The sequence below is a fragment of the Streptomyces cyaneus genome, from assembly GCF_004028635.1.
Taxonomy (GTDB): Bacteria; Actinomycetota; Actinomycetes; order Streptomycetales; family Streptomycetaceae; genus Streptomyces; species Streptomyces cyaneus.
Window position 1 is genome coordinate 1,166,665 of record NZ_RQJW01000003.1, and the last position, 23,025, is coordinate 1,189,689.

The 23,025-nt window shown below is 71.6% G+C and carries 3 protein-coding genes; all 3 read right to left on the reverse strand.

Annotated features, from left to right (window positions below):
- Window positions 1–6: 6 nt before the first annotated feature.
- Genes EHO50_RS14050 through EHO50_RS14060 form a run of 3 tightly spaced genes read right to left on the reverse strand, consistent with a single transcriptional unit; the run spans window position 7 to window position 22,794 of the window.
- Window positions 7–12,360 (reverse strand): non-ribosomal peptide synthetase, encoded by a 12,354-nt coding sequence (locus EHO50_RS14050; RefSeq protein ID WP_128430369.1) that lies wholly within the window; start codon window positions 12,358–12,360, stop codon window positions 7–9.
- 29 nt (window positions 12,361–12,389) lie between these two features.
- Window positions 12,390–12,590 carry an MbtH family protein gene (locus EHO50_RS14055; RefSeq protein WP_128430371.1) on the reverse strand — a complete coding sequence of 67 codons (201 nt, stop codon included), beginning with the start codon at window positions 12,588–12,590 and terminating at the stop codon, window positions 12,390–12,392.
- Between the two features lie 40 nt (window positions 12,591–12,630).
- Complete coding sequence (locus tag EHO50_RS14060; protein WP_128430374.1) at window positions 12,631–22,794, reverse strand: non-ribosomal peptide synthetase; 10,164 nt, start codon at window positions 22,792–22,794, stop codon at window positions 12,631–12,633.
- Between the last annotated feature and the right edge of the window lie 231 nt (window positions 22,795–23,025).

Sequence of the window (23,025 nt, forward strand, 5' to 3'; positions counted from 1 at the left end):
AAGGGGTCAGCGACCGGAGCGTGCGTGCTCGACGATCTCCCGCAGCGCGGTCACGTACTGCTGCGCCAGCCGCTCGATGGTGTCGGTGGTGTGGTGGGCGGTGGAGTGGAGCCAGTCGACCTGCAACCGGCCCTCGTTCACCGCCGCCACGATGTCGATCAGGTGGGGGCGCGGCTGCTCGGGCGCCTGGTCGCGGCCCAGGCCGTCCAGTCGGTCCCTGATCAGTCCGTCGCCCTGGGTCGTGCCGTCCCACTGGCCGAGGTAGTTGAAGCTGATCTCGGGCTGGGCAGGACCGGCCAGTGCCTCGGCGCCGGCGGGCGACAGGTGGCGCAGGGCGCCGTAGCCGAGGCCGCGGCCCGGCACCCTGCGCAGGAGCCGCTTCATGCCCTTGAGGGCGGTGCCCCAGTCGCCGTCCGGCACGTCGAGCGACACCGGATAGATGGTGGTGAACCACCCGACGGTGCGGGACAGGTCGACGTCGTCGAACAGCTCCTCACGCCCGTGCCCTTCCAGGTTCACCGCCACGGGGGCACCCGCCCACCGCTCCAGCACCCGGCCCAGCGCGGCCAGCAGCACGTCGTTGATCTGCGTGCGGTGCAGCGCGGGCACCCGTTGCAGCAGGGCGTCGGTGTCGGCGTGGTCCAGATGGACCGATACGGCGGCGACGGCACCGGCGACGTTCGGGACGCCCGCGTCCTCGCCCGCGTCACCGTCACGCGGCACCTGGCGCAGACCACCCGCGTTCCGCCAGTAGGCGATCTCGCCGTCGAGGGCACCGGAACGAACGTGCTTGGCGAGGCGGGCCGCCCAGCGCTGGTAACTGGTCGTCTTCGGGCCCAGGTCCACCGGATGGCCCGCGGCGAGCTGCTCGTAGGCCGTGGCCAGGTCCTCCAGGAGGATCCGCCAGGAGACGCCGTCCGTCACCAAGTGGTGTACCGCGAGGAACAGGCTCGGTGGTGCTTCGGCACCCCGGTCGAAGAACACGCCCCGGACCAGCCGGCCCGACGCGGGCTCCAGCGCTTCCTGTGCGGCGAGGGCCGCCGTGGCCGCATCCGCGTGGTCGCCGGTGACCAGCAGGCCGTCGGCGACCGGGTCGCCGTACTCCTGCGTCCAGCCGTCAGGCGTCCGCGTGTACCGCATCCGCAGCGCGTCATGGTGGTCCACCACGGCGGCCAGCGCGCGCTCCAGGACCGACCCGTCCGTGCCGCGGGCCAGCTCCACGTGGACCGACATCGTGTAGTGGTCGGGGGCGACGGTGTGCTCCGCGAAGAACCACCGCTGGATCGGCGTCAACTCGACGCGTCCGCGCAGGGATTCCGCCACATCGGCCGGGGCCTCGGCGACCTCCGCGGCCTCGGCCAGCGCCGCGACCGTCTGGTGCACGAACATCAGCTTCGAGGTCACGCGGAGCCCGGCGTCACGGGCGCGGGAGACGACCTGGATGGAAAGGATCGAGTCGCCGCCGAGCTCGAAGAAGTTGTCGTGGACGCCGACCCGTTCCACGCCGAGGACGTCGGCCCAGACGCGGGCGAGGGTCCCCTCGGCCTCGGTGCGCGGCGCCGTGTACGTGCTGGCCAGCCGACTGGTGTCCACCTCCGGCTCCGGGAGAGAGCGGCGGTCGACCTTGCCGCTGGGCGTGAGCGGCAGCCGGTCCAGGCGCACGAACACCGCCGGAACCATGTAGTCCGGCAGCGAGCCGGACAGGTGCTCGCGCAGCTCGGCCGTCGGCAGATCTGCGCCGGACACGACATACGCGACCAGGCGACGATGACCGTCCGAGCCCTGATGCACGACCACCACGGCATCCCGCACCACCGGATGACCGACCAGCACACTCTCGATCTCACCCAGCTCGATCCGGAAACCCCGGATCTTCACCTGGTCGTCCGCACGCCCCAGATACTCCAGCGTGCCGTCCGCCCGCCACCGCGCCACATCACCGGAGCGGTACATCCGCTCCCCCGACGCCCCGAACGGGTTCAACGGGAACCGCTCCGCCGTCAGCCCAGGACGGTTCAGATAGCCGCGGGCCACGCCAGGACCGGCGACGTAGATCTCGCCGGGGACACCGATCGGCACCGGGGCGCCCAGCTCGTCCAGGAGGTGGACGCGGTAGCTCGGGAGGGGACGCCCGGCCGGGATACGACCGCCGCCGCGGACGTGCTCGGCGAGCACCTCCTGATAGGTGACGTGCACGGTCGTCTCGGTGATGCCGTACATGTTGACCAGCCGGGCCGCATCCGCGCCGTCGAACCGCTCGAACCACCCCGAGACATGCTTCGACTCCAGCGCCTCACCACCGAAGATCACATAACGGAGGTCCGGCAACGCGGGAGCGCCAGTCGTGACCGCGTGCTCGATCAACTCGCGGAACATGGAGGGCGTCTGGTTGAAGACGGTCACCCGGTCCTGCCCGAGCAGCTGCCACATCGCCTCCGGGCTGCGGGCGACGTCCTGCGGCACCACCACGACACGACCGCCGGCGACCAGGCAGCCCCACAGCTCCCACACCGAGAAGTCGAACGCGTACGAGTGGAACACCGTCCACACGTCCTCGGAGCCGAACTCGTACAGCAACTGGCAGTTGGCCAGCAGGTTCAGCACCGAACGATGCTCGACCGCCACACCCTTCGGACGGCCCGTCGAACCCGACGTATAGATCACATACGCCACGTCATCGCCGGAGACCTCGACCTCGGGGGCTGTGCCGGGCAACTCCGCGATCGCCGGCCAGTCGCTGTCGAGGTCGACGACCGTCGCCTCCACACCGGGGAACTGCTTTTGCAGCCCGCGATGGGTGACCAGGAGTTCCGCACCGGAATCCGACAGCATGTACGCCAGCCGGTCCCCCGGATACGCCGGATCCAACGGCACATAACCGGCGCCAGACTTCAGGATCCCGAGCAGACCGACCACCATCTGCACACCACGCTCGACCGACAACGCCACCAGTCGGCCAGGCCCAGCACCCAGCGCCCGCAGATGACGCGCCAGCCGGTTCGCCCGCTCCTCCAACTCCCCGTACGACAGCGACTCATCACCACACGACACCGCCACCGCACCCCGCGACTCAGCCGCCCGACGCGCAACCCACTCATGCACACACCCCGCCGGAACCTCGACCCCGGCCGACCCCGACCACTCCGTCACCAGCCGTTCCGCCTCCCCGGCGGACAGCAGCCGAAGGGTGGACAGGGGCCGGTGCGGGTCGGCGACGGCGGCGGTCAGGAGTGCCGTCAGGTGTTCGCCGAACCGGGCGATGGTGGCCGCGTCGAAGAGGTCAGTGCTGTACTCGGCGAGAGCGCGCAATCCGCCGTCGTGTTCCTCGAATTCGAGGGTGAGGTCGGACAGCGCGGTGTCGCGGTCGAGCGGGTAGCGGTCGACGTGCAGGCCGCCGAGGTCCGGGGTGGCGCCGGGTGTGTTCTGGAGGACCACCATGGCCTGGACGAGGGGCGTCCGGCTGGTGTCGCGGTCCGGCTGGACCGCCTCCACGAGCCGCTCGAACGGCACGTCCTCGTGGCCGAACGCCTCCAGAACGGTCTCTCGGACCTGGCCCAGCAGCTCGTGGAAGGTCATCGAGGACTCGACATGCGAGCGCAGCACGACGGTGTTCACCAGGAACCCGACGAGGTGTTCCATGGCTCCCTGGCCCCGGCCCGAGGTGGCCGTGCCGACCGCGATGTCCTCCTGGCCGGTGTACCGGGCGAAGACCGCCTTGACCGCGGCCGTCAACGCCATGAACAGCGTCGCGCCCCGCTCCCGCGCCAGTTCCTTGAGGCCGGCGACGATCTCGCCCGGCACCTCGAAGTCCAGCACCGCACCCGCCGACGTACGCACCGCAGGACGCGGCCGGTCGGCGGGCAGCTCCAGCGGCGAGATTCCGTCCAGCTGCTCCTTCCACCACTCCAGCTGCTCCTCCAGCAGCCCGCCGTCGGCCAGCCGGGCGCGCTGCCAGGCCGCGAAGTCCGGGTACTGGAGCGGGACCTCGGCGAGATCGGGGGCGCGCCGCTGCACCCGGGCCGCGTACAGCTCGCCCAGCTCGCGGGCCACAATGCCCATGGACCAGCCGTCGGTCACGATGTGATGCATGCCGAGCACGCACACGTGCTCGTCGTCGCCGACCTCGGCGAGCAACACACGTACGAGCGGCCCCGCCTTTAGGTCGTACGGCCGCACCAGGTCGTCCCGTACGAGCGACCGAAGCCGCTCCTCACGGTCCGCCTCCGGGGTGCCGGTGAGGTCGACGATCCGCCACTCCGGTTCCAGCCCGACGTGCACCTTCTGCACCCCACGGTCGCCCACCATGTGGAACGTCGTGCGCAGCGCCTCGTGCCGGGTGACCAGGTCGCCCACGGCGGCGCGGAGGGCGGTCACGTCCAGCGCGCCGGTGAGGCGCATGCCGACGGCCGAGTGGTACTCGCTGCTGCCCTGGTTGAAGTCCTCGAGGAACAGCAGCCGCTGCTGGCCGTACGACATCGGCAGGTCGCCGTCGCGCGGGACCGCCGGGATCTCCGAGCTGGTCATGACCTGCTCCGGCGTGACGGCGGCAGCGGCAGCCGCAGCGAGGCCTGCCACCGTCGGGGCGTCGAAGAGCAGGCGCGGCGAGAGAGGGATGCCCAGTGCCTGGCGGGCGCGGGAGACGACCTGGATGGAGAGGATCGAATCGCCGCCGAGCTCGAAGAAGTTGTCGTGGATACCGACTCGTTCCACGCCGAGGACGTCGGCCCAGACGCGGGCGAGGGTCTCCTCGGCCTCGGTGCCCGGCGCCGTGTACGTGCTGGCCAGCCGGCTGGTGTCCACCTCCGGCTCGGGGAGAGAGCGGCGGTCGACCTTGCCGCTGGGCGTCAACGGCAGCCGGTCCAAGCGCACGAACACCGCCGGAACCATGTAGTCCGGCAGCAAGCCGGACAGATACTCGCGCAGCTCGGCCGTCGGCAGCTCACCGTCGGCCACGACATACGCGACCAGACGACGATGACCGTCCGCCCCCTGATGCACGACCACCACGGCATCCCGCACCACCGGATGACCGACCAGCACACTCTCGATCTCACCCAACTCGATCCGGAAACCCCGGATCTTCACCTGATCGTCCGCACGCCCCAGATACTCCAGCGTGCCGTCCGCCCGCCACCGCGCCACATCACCGGAGCGGTACATCCGCTCCCCCGGCACCCCGAACGGGTTCAACGGGAACCGCTCCGCCGTCAGCCCCGGCCGATGCAGATACCCACGCGCCAGACCGGGCCCGGCCACATAGATCTCCCCCGGCACGCCCACCGGTACGGGCATCCCGGCGCCGTCGAGGAGCAGTACCCGGTAGCTCGGCAGGGGCCGCCCGGCCGGGATACGACCGCCGCCGCGGACATGCTCGGCGAGCACCTCCTGGTAAGTGACGTGCACGGTCGTCTCGGTGATGCCGTACATGTTCACCAGCCGGGCCGCATCCGAGCCGTCGAACCGCTCGAACCACCCCGAGACATGCTTCGACTCCAGCGCCTCACCACCGAAGATCACATACCGCAGCGCGTCGAGAGGAGGCGCCTCAACCGTGATGCCGTGCTCGACCAGCTCACGGAACATCGACGGCGTCTGGTTGAACACCGTCACCCGCTCGTTCGCGAGCAGCTGCCACATCGCCTCCGGGCTGCGGGCGACATCCTGCGGCACCACCACAACCCGGCCACCCGAAACCAGGCAGCCCCACAGCTCCCACACCGAGAAGTCGAACGCGTACGAGTGGAACACCGTCCACACGTCCTCGGAGCCGAACTCGTACAGCAACTGGCAGTTGGCCAGCAGGTTCAGCACCGAACGATGCTCGACCGCCACACCCTTCGGACGGCCCGTCGAACCCGACGTATAGATCACATACGCCACGTCATCGCCGGAGACCTCGACCTCGGGGGCTGTGCCGGGCAACTCCGCGATCGCCGGCCAGTCGCTGTCGAGGTCGACGACCGTCGCCTCCACACCGGGGAACTGCTTTTGCAGCCCGCGATGGGTGACCAGGAGTTCCGCACCGGAATCCGACAGCATGTACGCCAGCCGGTCCCCCGGATACGCCGGATCCAACGGCACATAACCGGCGCCCGACTTCAGGATCCCGAGCAGACCGACCACCATCTGCACACCACGCTCGACCGACAACGCCACCAAACGGCCAGGCCCAGCACCCAGCGCCCGCAGATGACGCGCCAGCCGGTTCGCCCGCTCCTCCAACTCCCCGTACGACAGCGACTCATCACCACACGACACCGCCACCGCACCCGGCGACTCAGCCGCCCGCCGAGCCACCCACTCATGCACACACCCCGCCGGAACCTCGACCCCGGACGACCCCGACCACTCGTCGACCGTCCGCCGGGCCTCCTCGTCGTCCGACACGAAGGACAGTTCGGCGAGCGGTCGGTGAGGGTCGGCGATCAGGCCCGTCAGCAGACTCTCCAGGTGCCGGCCGAACCGCTCCACGCTCGCGGGCTCGAAGAAGTCGGCGTCGTAGACGAGGGCGTAGGCGAGTTCGTCACCGGCGTAAGCGACGAGGTTGAGGGGGTAGTTGGTGTCCTCGACGCCCTCCAGGCCGTGCAGGCGCAGGCCCTGCTCGGCTGCCGCGCGGTCGTCCATCGGGAAGTTCTCGAAGACGACGAGGCTGTCGAAGAGGTTCGCGCCGCGCTCGATGCCGCTCCAGGCGTGGATGCGGGGCAGCGGCACGTACTCGTACTGCCGGGCATCCACCTGTGCCCGCTGCACCTCGGCCAGCCAGTCGGCGACGGGTGCGTCGGGGTCCACGTCGATACGGACCGGCAGGGTGTTGATCAGCATGCCGACGATCGCGTCGGCGCCGGGGAGGTCGGCGGGGCGGCCTGCCACGGTCGCGCCGAAGACGACGTCCTGGTCGCCGGTGTAGCGGGACAGCAGCAGCGCCCAGGCGCCCTGTATGACGGCGTTCACGGTCAGCCGGTGGCGGCGGGCGAACGCGTACACCTCGGCGGAGACGTCCGGGGAGAGCCGGTTGACCAGGCGGCTGCGGGCCTGGGCTCGGTGGCTGGCGGCGGGACGCCGGTCGTAGGGCAGAGCGGTGGGAGCCCCGAACCCGGCCAGCAGCTGCCGCCAGTACGCCTCCGCCTGCGCCAGGTCCTGCCCCTCCAGCCACTCGACGTACGACCGGAACGGCCGGCGTACCGGCAGCACGGGTGTCTCGTCGACGAGCAATGCGCCGTAGACGGCCGAGAGTTCGTCGAGCATCTGGAAGGTGCTCCAGCCGTCGAGCAGCACGTGGTGGGAGGTGCGCACGACCCGGACGCTCGTGTCGGTGACGCGGATCAGGGCGAGCCGCAGCAGCGGCGCGCGGGAGAGGTCCAGGCCCCGGGCGCGGTCCTCGGCGAGGTACCGGTCGAGGTGTTCGCGCTGCTCGGGCTCGGGCAGGCCGCGCCAGTCCAGGTGTGTGACGGGCGTGTCGACGTGCCGGTGCACCACCATCAGGGGGCGCTCCACGTCGTCCCAGACGAGAGAGCCGCGCAGGACCTCCAGGTGCTCGGTGACGTGCTGCCAGGCGCGTTCGAGGAGGGTCGGGTCGCTCACCCCGTCGAGCACGAACGTCATCTGCTCGAAGTAGGCGCCCGCATCCGGCTCCGCGAGACTGTGGAACAGCATCCCGCTCTGCATCGGCGTCAGCGGATACACGTCCTCCACATCCCGTGCGTCCCCCACCACCCGGTCGACGCCCGCCTGGTCCAACCCGGCCAGTGGGAAGTCCGACGGAGTGGCACCGCCGCTCGACGCCAGCAGGCAATGCCGTACCACCTCACGCAACCCACCCGCGAACTCACCGGCCAGGCGGGTGATGGTGGCAGGGTCGAAGACCGCGTCCGAGTAGATCCAGGTGAAGCCCAGCCGGCCGTCCTCGATCATGCCGACGACGTCGAGCAGGTACGGCCGTTGCTCGTCGGCGGCGTGGTCGTCACCCAGGGCCGGGAGCCGGTCGCGGATCAGGCCGTCGGCGTGGGTCGTACCGTCGAACTGGCCGAGGTAGTTGAAGCTGACCTCGGGCAGCCGGTCGGTGCGCAGGGCCCGGCCGGGGGCGTCCTCGGGGGCGAGGAAGCGCAGCGCGTCGTAGCCGAGGCCGTTGCCGGGAACGGCGCGCAGCTGCTCCTTCACCGACTTGATGACCGTGTCCCAGTCGCGGCCGGCCGGCAGCGTCACGGCGACCGGGAAGTGGGTGGTGAACCAGCCGACGGTACGGGACACGTCGACGTCCGCGAAGAGTTCCTCGCGGCCGTGGCCCTCCAGCCCGACGACCAGGCGCTGCTCTCCGGTCCAGTCGGCGAGGGTGCGCACGAGTGCACTGACCAGGAGGTCGTTGATGCGGGTGCGGTAGACGGCCGGCACGCGATGCAGCAGCGCCTCCGTCTCCTCCCGGCCCAGGCGCACGTCGACGGTGCGCTCGTGCGCGGTGCGGTTCTCCCCGTCGTGGTCCTTGGGGAACCGGGGCGCGTGGTTGGGGTCGACGCTGCGCCAGTGGGGGATCTGGTCGTCGAGGGCGCCGGAGCGGACGTGCTCGGTGAGGCGGTCGGACCAGCGCTGGTAACTGCTCGTCTTCGCCCCCAGGTCCACCGGGTGTCCGGCGGCCAACTGCTCGTAGGCGGTGGCCAGGTCCTCCAGCACGATCCGCCAGGAGACACCGTCCATCACCAAGTGGTGCACGGCCAGGAACAGGCGCGGTCGAGGGGCTCCGTCGAAGAACACGCCCCGGACCAGCCGACCCGACGCCAGCTCCAGCGACTCCTGCGCGGCGAGCGCCGCCGCGTCCGCGTCCGCAGGGTCGCCGGTGACCAACAGGCCGTCGGGGACCGTCTCGCCGTACTCCTGCACCCAGCCCTCAGCCGTGCGCGTGTACCGCATCCGCAGCGCGTCATGGTGCTCCACGACCGCCCTCAACGCGCCCTTCAGCAGCGCCACTTCGGTACCGGGGGCCAGCTCCACGTGCACGGACATCGCGTAGTGATCCGGATCGACCGTGTGGTCCGTGAAGAACCACGCCTGGATCGGCGTCAGTTCGGCGCGACCGCCGACGAACGCCTCCACCTGGGCCGGGGCTTCAGCGATCTCCGCGGCCTCGGCCAGCGCCGCGACGGTCTGGTGCAGGAACAGCAGCTTCGACGTCAACCGCAGTCCCGCCTCACGGGCGCGGGAGACGACCTGGATGGAAAGGATCGAGTCGCCGCCGAGCTCGAAGAAGTTGTCGTGGATACCGACCCGTTCCACGCCGAGGACGTCGGCCCAAACGCGGGCGAGGGTTTCCTCGGCCTCGGTGCGCGGCGCCGTGTACGTGGTGGCGAGCCGGCTGGTGTCCACCTCCGGCTCGGGGAGGGAACGGCGGTCGACCTTGCCGCTGGGCGTCAGCGGCAGCCGGCCCAGGCGCACGAAGACCGCCGGAACCATGTAGTCCGGCAGCGCGGACGACAGGTGTTCCCGCAGTTCGGCCGTCGGCAGGTCGGTGCTGGTGACGACGTAGGCGACCAGGCGTCGGCGGCCGTTGTCCTCCTGGCTGGCGACGACCACGCAGTCCTCGACGTCCGGATGGGTCAGCAGGGCGCTCTCGACCTCGCCGAGTTCGATGCGGAAGCCGCGGATCTTCACCTGATCGTCGGCGCGGCCAAGGAACTCGAGGTCTCCGCCGGGCAGTCGGCGGGCGCGGTCCCCGGTGCGGTACAGCCGCTCACCGTCGCGGAAGGGGCTGCGTACGAACCGTTCCGCGGTCAGGTCCGGGCGGTCGTGGTAGCCGCGGCCCACGCCGTCGCCGCCGATCCAGATCTCACCCGGTACTCCGACGGGGACGATCTGCATCGCGGCGTCGAGGACGTACACCCGAGTGTTGGGCAGGGGCCGGCCGACGGGAACGTACACACCGTCGCGCAGGGTGTCCTCGGTGGGTGTGAAGACGGTGGAGTCGACGGTGGCCTCGGTGCCGCCGTACGCGTTGACGACGACGGCGTCCTCGCGGACCTGGCGGAGCAGGGCCCGGCAGTCCTCCACACGCCAGCCCTCGGAGCCGACGGAGATCAGCCGGAGCCCCGGGAAGCCGCCCCCGCGCCGCTCGACCTCCTGGAGTACGGCGTTGAGCAGGGAGGGCACGATCTCGATGCCGGTGGCCCGGGTCTCCTCGATGAGGTCGAGGAGGTCGGACGGCTCGGTGGCGACCTCCTTGGGCGCGATGACCAGGGCGCCACCGAAGAGAACCGAACGGATGAGGTCCGCGAAGAACAGATCGACCGAGAGGCTGGACACGGACAGGAAGCGCAGGCGCAGCTCCCGCAGTCCGTACCGCTCGTCCCAGGCCTCGCAGATGTGCCGGACGTTGGCGTGCTCGACGGCTACACCCTTGGGGTTGCCGGTGGAGCCCGAGGTGTAGATGACGTAGGCCAGGTCGCCGGGCGCGACGGTGACGTCCGGGGCATGGGACGGCCGGTCGGCCAGAGCGCCCAGATCGACGAGGTCGGCGTCCGTCGCGGTGAAGCGGTCGCGGGTGGCGGCGTGGGTGACGATCAGCCGGACACCGGCGTCCTGCCCCATGTACGCCAGCCTGTCGGCCGGGAAGGCCGGGTCGAGCGGCACATAGGCCGCGCCCGCCTTGAGGATGCCGAGCAGGCCCACGGCCATGTCTACGCCGCGCTCGACGCACAGACCGACCAGAGTGTCCGCGCCGGCGCCCTGTGCGCGCAGCGCGTGGGCGAGGCGGTTGGCGGACTCGTCCAGTTCGCGGTAGGTGAGCGTCAGGTCGCTGCCGATGACCGCGACAGCATCGGGGCTGCTCTCGGCCTGTGCGGCGAACCGCTCGTGGACGAGGGTGTCGCAGGAGTGCGCGTGATCCGTGGCGTTCCAGCCCTGTACGGCCTGCGTCCACTCCTCGTCGGTGAGCATGGGGAGGGTGGCGACGGTCCGCCGCGGGTCGTTGATCGCGCCGTCCGCGAGAACGTGCAGGTGGCAAGCCATGCGGGCGATCGTCGCCGCGTCGAACAGATCGGTGCTGTACTCGACCAGGCCGTACAGCCTGCCGTCGCGCTCCTCGAACTCGAAGGTGAGGTCGAGGAGGGAGGCATCGCGCTGCAAGGCGTAGGGGGCGGTGTCGACGCCGGGGAGGGCCAGGGACGCGGCCGGGGTGTTCTGGAGGACGACACTGGCTTGGACGAGGGGCGTGCGGCTGGTGTCGCGTTCGGGCTGGACGGCCTCGACGATCCGGTCGAACGGTGCCTCCTGCCGGGCGAACGCCTCCAGGACGGTCTCCTTGACCTGGCCCAGCAGCTCGTCGAAGGTGGCCTGCTGCTCGACCCGGGTGCGCAGTACGACGGTGTTCACGAGCATGCCGACGAGCTGGTCGAGTTCGGGCAGGCCGCGTCCGGCGGAGGAGGTGCCGACGGCGATGTCCTCCTGACCCGAGTAGCGGGCGAGGAGTGCCTTGACGACGGCGGTGAGGACCATGAAGAGGGTGGCACCCCGGTCGTGGGCCAGGGTCTTCAGACCGTCGACGGTGGTCTCGGGCAGTTCGAAGGTGTGGATGGCGCCGGCGGAGGTGCGGACGGCGGGACGCGGCCGGTCGGTGGGCAGTTCCAGCGGCTCCAGGCCCTTCAGCCGGTCCTTCCACCAGGCCACCTGCTCGTCCAGCGGCCCGCCCGCGTCCAGTCGCCCGCGCTGCCAGACGGCGTAGTCGACGTACTGGACACGGACCTCGGGCAGCTCGGCGTCCCGCCTCTCGATGCGTGCCGCGTACAGCTCGCCCAGGTCGCGGGCGGCGATGCCCAGCGACCATCCGTCGGTGACGATGTGGTGCATGCCGAGCACGAGGAGGTGTTCCTCGGCGGCGAGCCGGACGAGCAGCACCCGTACGAGCGGGCCGCTGCGGAGGTCGTACGGCCTGCCCATCTCCTCCCGGACCAGCTCGCGGGCCCGCTCCTCGCGCTGGTCCACGGCCATGCCCGTCAAGTCCGCCCCCCGCCACTCGGGAGCGGCCTCCTCGTGCACGACCTGCATCCCCTGTCCGTCGTGCGTGGCGAACGTGGTGCGCAGGGCCTCGTGTCGTGCCGTCAGGTCGGACACTGCCGCGCGCAGCGCCTCGGGTTCGAGTTTTCCGGTGAGGCGCAGCGCGAGCGCGGAGTTGTAGTCGGCGTTGTCGGGCTCGAAGTCGGCCAGGAACCAAAGGCGCTGCTGACCGGCGGACATGGGCGGGTCCTGGTCGCGCGGGGCCCGGGGGATGACGGACCCGGCCTGCGTTCCGGCCCGCACGGCCAGACGCCTGGCGAGCTTCTCGCGCAGGTGGGCGGGCAGCGCGGCTATGCGGTCTTCACGGGACGCGGGCGTGTTCATCGGGAATCCCTCGGGAGATGTGGGTGTGTTCAGCGGCGGGTGAGGCTCTTGGGCCGCAGGTCGGTCCAGTTGGCCTCGACGTAGGCCAGGCACTCCTCGCGGGGCTTGTCGGCGAGGACGACGGTCCAGCCCGCAGGGGTGTCGTTCGTGACGGGCCACAGCGAGTGCTGGCCCTCGTCGTTGACGAGCACGTGGTAGGAACGGTCGTTCTGCTCGAAGGGGTTGGGCATGGCTGTGCCTTTCCAAAAAGGGGGTGGGACGGTCAGGAGGTCAGGCCGCAGGTGTGGCGTCCGCCTCCAGTTCGGTGAGGATCCGGTCCTCGATCTCGGTCGCGATCCGGGCGACCGTCGGCCGGTCGAAGACGGTCCTGGGCGACAGCTCGACGCCGAAAGCCGCATTGACCCGGGAGGTCATCCGCAGGGCGAGCAGCGAGTCGCCGCCTAGCTCGAAGAAGTTGTCGTGGACGCCGACGCGTTCGACGTTCAGCAGTTCCCGCCAGGTGTCCGCGAGGAACTCCTCGGTGGGGGTGCCGGCCGGCTGGTGCTCGGGTGCCGGCTCGGCGTTGTCCTGCGGTGCGGGCAGCGCGCGACGGTCCACCTTGCCGTTGGTGTTCAGCGGCAGGGCGGGCAACAGCACGTAGTGCGTGGGCAGCATGTGGGCCGGCAGGGTCGCCGCGAGATGGGCGCGCAGCGCGGCCGTGGCGGACTCGTCCCGGCCGGGCGCGACGACGTAGGCGGCGAGGACGGTGCGGTCCCCGTCCCGCCGGGCGACGACCACGGCGTCGGCGACCTCGGGACGGGCCACGAGCGCGGCCTCGATCTCGCCGGTCTCGATACGGAAGCCGCGCACCTTGACCTGTCCGTCGCTCCGGCCCAGGAAGGCCAGGGTGCCGTCCGCGTTCCAGCGGGCCAGGTCGCCGGAGCGGTACATCCGGGTGCCCGGAGGGCCGTACGGATCCGCGACGAACCGCTCGGCGGTCAGCGCGCCCTGCCCGAGGTAGCCGCGGGCCAGTCCCTCGCCGGCGATGTACAGCTCGCCGGGTGCGCCGACCGGCGCGGGCCGCAGATCGTCGGTGAGGACGTAGGCACGGGTGTTGCCGATCGGGGTGCCTAGCGGGACCGGGGCGTCGGCGGAGTGTCCGTGGAGCAGGTCGTGCGTCGCGGTGAACGTCGTCGCCTCGGTCGGGCCGTAGCCGTTGGTCAGGCGCAGGCCGGGGTGGGCGCGCAGGACGCGGGCACAGTGCTCGGGGGACAGCTTGTCGCCGCCCGCGATGAGCTGGCGCAGCCCGTCGAACGCCCCGATCTCGTCGTCGACGAGCTGGTGGAACAGCCCGGCGGTGAGCCACAGGTGCGTCACCCGCTCCTGCTTGAGGAACCGGTCGAGTTCGGCGCCGCTGGGCAGAGCCGGCGGATGCACCGCCAGCCGGGCCCCGCCGAGCAGGGCGGCCCAGATCTCATAGGTGGCCGCGTCGAAGGCGAGCGGCGCGAACTGCGCGACGACATCGCCCTCGCCGACGTCGGTGAAGTCGGCGTCGTGCACCAGGCGTACGACGGCCCGGTGCGGTGTCAGCACGCCCTTGGGCATGCCTGTCGAGCCCGAGGTGTACATGACGTACGCCAGGTGGTCGGGCGTGATCTCGACGGCCGGGGCCGCTACCGGCTGCCGGGCCACCTCGAGGGCGTCCGCGTCCAGGTCCACGAGGTGGGCGTCGGTGAGCGGCAACCGCTCCCGGAACTCCTCGCGGGTGACGACGAGTTCGACTCCGGCGTCCTTCAGCAGGTAGCCGAGCCGGTCGACCGGGTAGCCCGGGTCGAGCGGGAGGTATGCGGCGCCCGCCTTGAGGATCGCAAGCAGCGCCACGATCGTGTCCGCCCCGCGCTCCAGGCACAGGCCGACGGCCGTGTCGGGCCGCGCGCCCCGGGCGACGAGCAGATGGGCGAGCCGGTTGGCCCGCTCGTCCAGCTCGCGGTACGTCAGCGTCTGTTCGGCGTACGACAGGGCGGGCGCGTCGGGGTGCCGTGCGGCGCGGGCCGCGAACAGCTCGGGCAAAGTGGCGTCCGGGAGATCCCTCGCGGTGTCGTTCCACTCGTCGATGACCTGCCGGACCTCGCTGTCCGCCATCATCGGCACGACCGCGACGGGCCGTTCGGGGTCGACGGTGATCCCGGCGAGCAGGGCGTCCAGGTGCGCGGCGATCCGCTCGACGGTGGCCGCGTCGAACAGGTCGGCGTCGTAGGCGAGGGTGTACTCCAGGCGGTCGGTGGCGTAGACGATGAGGTTGAGCGGGTAGTTGGTGGCCTCGCCGCCCTCCAGGCCGTGCAGGCGCAGTCCGTGTTCGGCGGCCGTTTTGTCGTCCCGCGGGTAGTTCTCGAAGACCAGCAGGCTGTCGAAGAGGTTCGCGCCGCCCTCGACCTCGCTGAGGGACCGGATGCCGGGCAGCGGCACGTAGTCGTACTGCCGGGCCTCCACCTGCGCCCGCTGCACCCCGGCCAGCCACGCGGCCACCGGGGCCCGGCCGTCCACGTCGACGCGCACCGGCAGCGTGTTGATCAGCATGCCGACGATCGCGTCGGCGCCGGCCAGTTCTGCCGGGCGGCCCGCCACGGTCGCACCGAACACCACGTCCCGCGCACCGGCGTACCGCGACAGCAGCAGTGCCCAGGCACCCTGCACCACCGCGTTCACGGTCAGCCGGTGTCGGCGGGCGAACGCCTGCAGTTCCGTGGACGCCTGAGGGGTCAGCCGGTGCTGCAGGCGCGCGGTGGTGTGCGCCTTGTGGTGGGCGGTGGGGCGGCGGTCGTAGGGCAGGGCGGTCGGGGTGGTGAAGCCGGTGAGCAGGTCGCGCCAGTGCGTCTCGGCCTGGACCAGATCCTGCCCCGCCAGCCATTCGACGTACGACCGGAACGGGCGCCGTACCGGCAGCACCGGCTCGTCGCCGGCCAGCAACGCGCCGTACGCGGCGTGGGTCTGGGCCAGGACGTCGAACGTGCTCCAGCCGTCCAGCAGGATGTGGTGGAAGGAGCAGACGACCCGGACGGCGGTGTCGGTGAGGCGGATCAGGGCGAGCCGCAGCAGCGGTGCCCGCGACAGGTCCAGGCCCCGGGCTCGCTCCTCGGCCGACAGCCGCTCGAGTTCCACGCGCTGCTCGGACTCGGACAGGCCGCGCCAGTCCAGGTGGGCGGTCGGGACGGGCGCCTGGCGGTGCACGACCAGCAGCGGCCGGTCGACGTCCTCCCACACGGCCGACGCGCGCAGTACGTCGATCCGCCCGGCGACGTGCTGCCAGGCGCGTTCGAGGAGGGCCGGGTCGCTCACCCCGTCGAGCACGTACGTCATCTGCTCGAAGTAGGCGCCCGCGTCCGGCTCGGCGAGACTGTGGAACAACATGCCGCTCTGCATCGGCGTCAGCGGGTACACGTCCTCCACACCCCGGCCGTCCCCGACGACCCGGTCCACACCGGCCTGGTCCAGCCCGGCCAACGGGAAGTCGGACGGAGTGGCACCACCGCTCGACTCCAGCAGGCAGTGCCGCACGACCTCACGCAGGGCGGTGACAAACTCATCGGCCAGGCGTTCGACCGTGGCGGTGTGGTGGTTGGCGGTGGAGTGGATCCAGTCGATCTGGAGGCGGCCCTCGTTCACGGCGGCCACTATGTCGATGCGGTGCGGGCGCGGCTGTTCGGGCGCCTGGTCGCGGCCGAGCGCGCCGAGCCGGGCCCGGACGAGGCCGTCCTGGCTGCTGCCGTTGTCCCACTGGCCCAGGTAGTTGAAGCTGACCTGCGGCTCCACCGGCCAGGCGGGGGCCTCGCCACCAGTGGCCGACAGGAACCGCAGGGCCCCATGGCCCAGGCCCCGGCCCGGGACCTTGCGCAGGCGGCTCTTCATGCCCTTGAGGGCGGTGCCCCAGTCGCCGGCCGGGATGTCGAGCAGCACCGGGTAGATGGTGGTGAACCAGCCGACGGTGCGGGACAGGTCGACGTCGTCGAAGAGTTCCTCGCGGCCGTGGCCCTCCAGGTTCACCGCGACCGGCGCGCCGGCCCACCGCTCCAGCACCCGGCCCAGCGCGGCCAGCAGCACGTCGTTGATCTGCGTGCGGTAGACCGGCGGTACCCGCTGGAGCAGGTCCTCGGTCTCGTCCCTGTCCAGCCGCACGGACACCGCCGAGGTGTCGCCGAACAGGTTGGGCGCGATGGTGTCCTGGGGGACTTCACGGACTCCGCCGACGTTCTGCCAGTGGGCGATCTCGTCGTCGAGGGCGCCGGAGCGGACGTGCTCGGTGAGGCGGTCGGACCAGCGCTGGTAACTGCTCGTCTTCGCCCCCAGGCCCACCGGGTGGCCGGCGGCCAGCTGCTCGTAGGCGGTGGCCAGGTCCTCCAGCACGATCCGCCAGGAGACACCGTCCATCACCAAGTGGTGCACGGCCAGGAACAGGCGCGGTCGAAGGGCTCCGTCGAAGAACACGCCCCGGACCAGCCGACCCGACGCCAGCTCCAGCGACTCCTGCGCGGCGAGCGCCGCCGCGTCCGCGTCCGCAGGGTCGCCGGTGACCAGCAGGCCCTCGGTGACCGGGTCGCCGTACTCCTGCACCCAGCCTTCAACCGTGCGCGTGTACCGCATCCGCAGCGCGTCATGGTGCTCCACGACCGCCCTCAACGCGCGCTCCAGCAGCGCCACTTCGGTACCGGGGGCCAGCTCCACCTGTACCGACATCGCGTACTGGTCCGGGTTGACGGTGTGCTCGGCGAAGAACCACCGCTGGATCGGCGTGAACTCCACGCGGCCGGACAGGGTTTCCTCCACCGCGGCCGGAGCCTCGGCGACCTCGACGGCCTCGGCCAGGGCGGCGACCGTCTGGTGCACGAACATCAGCTTCGAGGTCACCCTCAGGCCGGCCTGCCGGGCGCGGGTCACGACCTGGATGGAGAGGATCGAGTCGCCGCCGAGCTCGAAGAAGTTGTCGTGGACGCCGACCCGGTCCACCCCGAGTACGTCGGCCCACACCCCCGCGAGCACCTGTTCCCTGCCCGTACGTGGAGCGACGTACCGGCTGCCCAGTTGCTCGGTGCCCGGCTCCGGCGAGGGCAGGTTCCGACGGTCCACCTTGCCGCTCGGTGTGCTCGGCAACCGCTCCAGTCGCACGAACACCGCCGGAACCATGTACTCCGGCAGCGAACCCGACAGGAACTCCCGCAGCCCGCCGGGGTTCAGCTCGGCGGAGCCGACGACGTAGGCGACGAGCCGGCGCCGGGAGCCCTCCTGGTGGACGGCGACCACCGCGTCCCGCACATCCGGGTGCCGGGCCAACGCGGCCTCGATCTCGCCGAGTTCGATGCGGAACCCGCGGATCTTGACCTGGTCGTCCGCACGGCCCAGATACTCCAGCGAACCGTCCGTCCGCCACCGGGCCACGTCTCCGGAGCGGTACATCCGCTCCCCCGGGTGCCCGAACGGGTTGGCCACGAAGCGTTCCGCCGTCAGGCCCGGCCTGCCGTGGTAGCCGCGGGCCAGGTGGACGCCCGCGATGTACAGATCGCCCGCGACGCCGACCGGGACCGGCTGGAGGGTGCCGTCCAGGACATACACCTGGGTGTTGGGCAGCGGGGTGCCGATCGGCGGGGTGTCCGGGCCGGCGGTGAGCGGGGCGCTCATGGTGGCGACGACCGTGCTCTCGGTGGGGCCGTACGCGTTGATCATCCGGCGGCCCGGGGCCCAGCGGGCCACGAGGTCGCCGGTGCAGGCCTCGCCGCCGACCGCGAGGGTGCGCAGTCCGGCGAGGCCTTCGGGGTCGAGGGTGGCGACCACCGAGGGGGCGAGCAGCGTGTGGGTGATGCGCCGCTCGGTCAGGAACCGCTGGAGGGGTTCGCCGACGATCGGGCCGTGCGGGGGCAGCACGAGGGTGGCGCCGGCGGCCAGGGCCATGAGGACTTCCATGACGGCGCCGTCGAAGCTGGCGGAGGCGAACTGCAGGACCCGGCTGTCCGGGGTGACGGCCAGCCGGTCCATCTCGGCGGACGCCAGATTGCCGATGCCGGCGTGCGGCACCAGGACGCCCTTGGGGGTGCCGGTGGAGCCGGAGGTGTAGATCACGTACGCCAGGTCGGCCGGGCCCAGGTCCACCTCGGGCGCGGTGGCCGGGCGGCTCGCCACCAGGTCGCGGTCCCGTACGACGTCGACGACGACCGCGCCGGTGTCGGGGAGCCGGTCGCGGACCTGCTCCTGTGTGACGACCAGGGTGCAGCCGGAGTCGGTCAGCATGAACGCGAGCCGGTCGGTGGGATAGCCGGGGTCCAGCGGAAGGTAGGCGGCGCCCGCCTTCATGACGCCGAGCAGCCCGACCACCAGGTCCGCGCCCCGCTCGACGCACAGGCCGACCAGGCTGCCGGGGCCGGCGCCGAGGTCGCGCAGATGGTGAGCGAGCCGGTTGGCGCGCTCGTCGACCTCGCGGTAGGTGAGGCTGGTGACGTCGTCCTCGACGGCGGGTGCCTCGGGGCGCTCGGCCGCTCGGGCCTCGAGGAGCGCGGGGAACGTGCCCTCGAAGGTGTCCTGCCGGGCGCCGTGCCACCCGTGGACGAGCTGGTGGAACTCGGTGTCCGTGAGGAGAGGCAACGCGGCCAGGGCCCGGCCCGGGTCCTGGGTGGCGGCGTCGAGCAGCACGGTCAGGTGGTCGCCGAAGCGGGTGATGGTCGCCTCGTCGAACAGGGCGGTGCTGTAGCCGATGCGGGCGGCGACGGAGCCGTCCGTCTCGAAGAACTCGACGGTGAGGTCGAAGGGCGCGGCCTCCCGCCGTACCAGGTGGTCGTGGACCTCGACGCCGGGGAAGTGCGGCGGTGCGACGGGGGCGTTCTGCAGGACGACCATGGCCTGGATCAGGGGCGTCCGGCTGGCGTCGCGCTCGGGCTGGACGGCCTCCACCACCCGCTCGAACGGCACCTCCTCGTGCGCGAACGCCTCCAGTGCGGTCTCCTTGACCCGCTCCAGCAGCTCCGCGAACGACCGCTCGGGGTCGACGTGCGAGCGCAGGACCAGGGTGTTGGCCAGGAACCCGACAAGCGGCTCCAGTTCGGCGCGGGTGCGCCCGGAGGACACGGTGCCGACGGCGATGTCCTGCTGGCCCGTGTACCGGGCGAACACGGCCTTGACCGCGGCCGTCAGCGCCATGAAGAGGGTGGCGCCGTGCTTGCCGGCCAGGGCCCGCAGTCGCTCGACGACGTCGGTGGGCAGCTCGAAGCCGTAGGTCTCACCGGCCGAGGAGCGGATCGGGGGGCGGGGACGGTCGGTCGGCAGCTCCAGCGGAGCGACGCCGGTCAGGCGCTGCCGCCACCAGTCCACCTCGTGCTCCAGCAGCCCGCGATCGGACAGGCGGCCGCGCTGCCAGGCCGCGAAGTCGGCGTATTGCAGCTGCAATTCGGGGAGTTCGGCCGTCCGGTGGTGGACTCGGGCCGCGTACAGGTCGCCGAGTTCCGACACGATCACGCCGATGGACCAGCCGTCGGTGACGATGTGGTGCATGCCGAGCACCAGCACGTGCTCCTCGTCGCCGAGGCGCACCAGCCGCACCCGCAACAGCGGGCCGTGTTCGAGGTCGTAGGGCCGGGCGACTTCCTCGGACACGGTGGCGTTCAGCCGCTCCTGGCGCAGGTCGTCCGGTACGCCCGTGAGGTCGACGACGCTCCAGCCCGGGGCGAGGGCGGGGTGGACGACCTGGACACCTCGACCGCCGACGAATCCGAACGTCGTCCGCAGCAACTCGTGCCGGCGAACCAGGTCGCCGAGCGCCGCGCGCAGCGCGTCTGCGTTCAGGTCACCGGTCAGCCGAAGACCGAGGGCGGTGTGGTACTCGGCGCTGCCGGGGTCGAAGTCCTCCAGGAACCACAGGCGTTGCTGCCCGAAGGACATGGTCAGCTCCCCGTCCCGGGAGACGAGCGGGATCGCCGTGTCGGCGCCCTCCTCGTCGGGGGCGACCCGCGCCGCGAGGGCCGCGACCGTGGGTGCGTCGAAGAGGGCGCGGGGCGACAGCCGGACGCCCAGTGCCTGGCGCAGCCGGGAGACGGCGCGCACGGAGAGAATCGAGTTGCCGCCCAGATCGAAGAAGTCGTCGTCGACGCCGAACGCGTCGGTGTCCAGCACCTCGGCCCACACCGCGGCGATGGTCTCCTCGACTGCGTTGCGGGGAGCAGCCCGCTCGTGGCCCGGTTCCTCGTCCTCCCGTACCGTTCCGGGCTCGGGCAGGGCACGGCGGTCCACCTTGCCGTTGGGGGTCAGGGGCAGGGCGTCGAGAACCGTGACCACCGACGGGATCATGTACTCGGGAAGTTCGGCGGCAAGGTAGTCGCGCAGCTCGACGGGCTCGGGGCGGCGTGCTCCGGCCGCCGCGACGTACGCGAAGAGGTTGGTGTTGCGGGTGAGGACCACGGCCTGGCCGATGTCGGGGTGTCGGGTCAACGCGCTTTCGATCTCGCCGAGTTCGATGCGGAACCCGCGGACCTTGACCTGGTCGTCCGAGCGCCCCAGGTACTCCAGGTCGCCGTCGGCGCGCCAACGTGCCACATCGCCGGAGCGGTACATACGGCTGCCCGGCTCACCGAAGGGATCGGCGATGAAACGTTCCGCCGTCATGCCGGGACGGCCGTGGTAGCCGCGTGCCAGACCGATGCCGGCGATGTACAGCTCGCCGCGCACGCCGACGGGGACCGGCTGAAGCGCGTCGTCGAGGATGTAGATGCGGGTGTTGGCGATGGGCGTACCGATGGGCGGGACGGTGGCGCCGCTGAGCGGTGCGCTCATGGTGGCGCAGACAGTGGACTCCGTCGGACCGTAGGCGTTGATCATGCGGCGTCCCGCGGACCAGCGCGCCACGAGGTCCCCGGTGCTCGCCTCCCCCGCGACGATCAGCGTGGCGTCGGCGGGCAGGCCGTGCCCGTCGGGCAGTACGGCCACGGTCGCCGGCGTCAGCGTGGCGTGCGTGACTCCGTGCCGGGTGGCGTACTCGGCGAGCGGCTCCCCCGGAAGCATGGCCTCCTTGGACCCCATGACGAGCGTGGCGCCGGTGAGGAGCCCCATGCACATCTCCCAGAACGCCGCGTCGAAGCTGGCAGAGGCGAACTGCAGGATGCGGCTGTCGGGCCCGACGTCGAAGTGTTCGATCTGCACCGCCGCGAGGTTGCCGACGCCGGCGTGGGAGACGAGCACGCCCTTGGGCTTTCCGGTGGAGCCCGAGGTGTAGATGGCGTAGGCGAGGTCGTCCCGGTGCAGTTCCACGTCCGGGGCGGTGCCGGGCCCGCGTTCGAGCTCGGCCCGGTCGCGGTCGACGAGTACCGCACCGCTCTCGGGGAGCCGGTCGCGCAGGCTCTCCTGTGTGACGACGAGCCGGGCGCCGGAGTCACCCAGCATGTAGGCGAGCCGCTCATCGGGGTATCCGGGGTCCAGCGGCAGGTAGGCGGCGCCCGCCTTCATGATGCCGAGCAGGCCCGCCGCCATCCCGGCGTCGCGCTCCACGCACAGCCCCACCAACGTGTCACGTCCCGCGCCGAGCGCGCGTAGGTGGTGGGCCAGACGGTTGGCGCGCTCGTCGAGTTCCCGGTAGGTCACCGAGCCGTGTTCATCCACGACGGCGGTGGCGTCCGGACGTGCGGTGACGTGCCGGTGGAAGAGTTCGGGGAAGGTGCCGGTGGGTACGTTGCGGTCGGTGGCGTTCCACGCGCGTACGACCTGCTCGGACTCGGCGTGCGTCAGCATGGGCAGCGCGCAGAGGCGGCGGCCGGGATCGGCGGCGGCCGCCACCAGCAGGGCGTTCAGGTGGCCCGCCAGCCGGGCGACGGTCGTCTCGTCGAAGAGGGCGGTGCTGTACCGGATGCGCGTGGTGGGCCCAGGTCCGCCCAGCCCGAACTCGATCGACAGGTCGAGGGCGTCGAACTCCGGCGCCGGGTCGGGTAGTTCGTCGCGCAGCACCACCATGGCCTGGATGAGCGGGGTGATGCTGGTGTCGTTGGCCGGGGCCAGCGCCTCGACCAGCCGGGCGAACGGTACGCCGTCGTTGTCGAGCGCCTCGCGCATCACCCGGCGGGCCTCGCCCAGGTGCTCTTCGAAGGAAGCCCCGCTGTCGGTGCGGGTCCGCAGGACCAGGGTGTGCCCGGTACGCGGGGAGACGGTGCCGAGGGCGATGTCGTCCTGCCCCGAGTACCGGACGAGGACAGCGCTGACGGTGGCGACCAGGATCTCGCCGGGCGTGGCGCCGTGCTGTGCGGCCAAGTGGGCGACAGCCGCGGCCACGGTGTCCGGCACGTCGAGGTCGTACGCCGACACGCTCGTCTCGCGGACGACCGGGCGGGGGCGGTCGACCGGCAGTTCCAGGGGGCTGATGCCCTCCAGCCGGCGTCGCCAGAACTCCACCAGGTGCGGAAGATCCCGGTCGACCGGCATGTCGGCGCGAGCCACGCTGTACCTCCAGGGACGGCGGCTTGGCGGCGCGGTCTGCGAGCGGGCAGGACCGGGCAGCCGGAAGCCTGGAACGGAAGAAGTGGGGGGATGGGGGTGGGGGGATGGGGTGGGGGGATCCGGGTATGCGGGGCGCTGGGGGCGGCGTCGGACGTGAGGGTCGACGCAGGTCAACGCAGGTCAACGCAGGCCGACGTAGGCCGACGGCTCCGGGGCCGGGTGTGCCGGGTT

What these genes read in the sequence shown, in the direction of transcription:
- EHO50_RS14055 (WP_128430371.1), bottom strand. Translation starts at nt 12,590, where the DNA reads ATGCCCAACCCCTTCGAGCAGAACGACCGTTCCTACCACGTGCTCGTC.
- EHO50_RS14050 (WP_128430369.1), bottom strand. Translation starts at nt 12,360, where the DNA reads ATGAACACGCCCGCGTCCCGTGAAGACCGCATAGCCGCGCTGCCCGCC.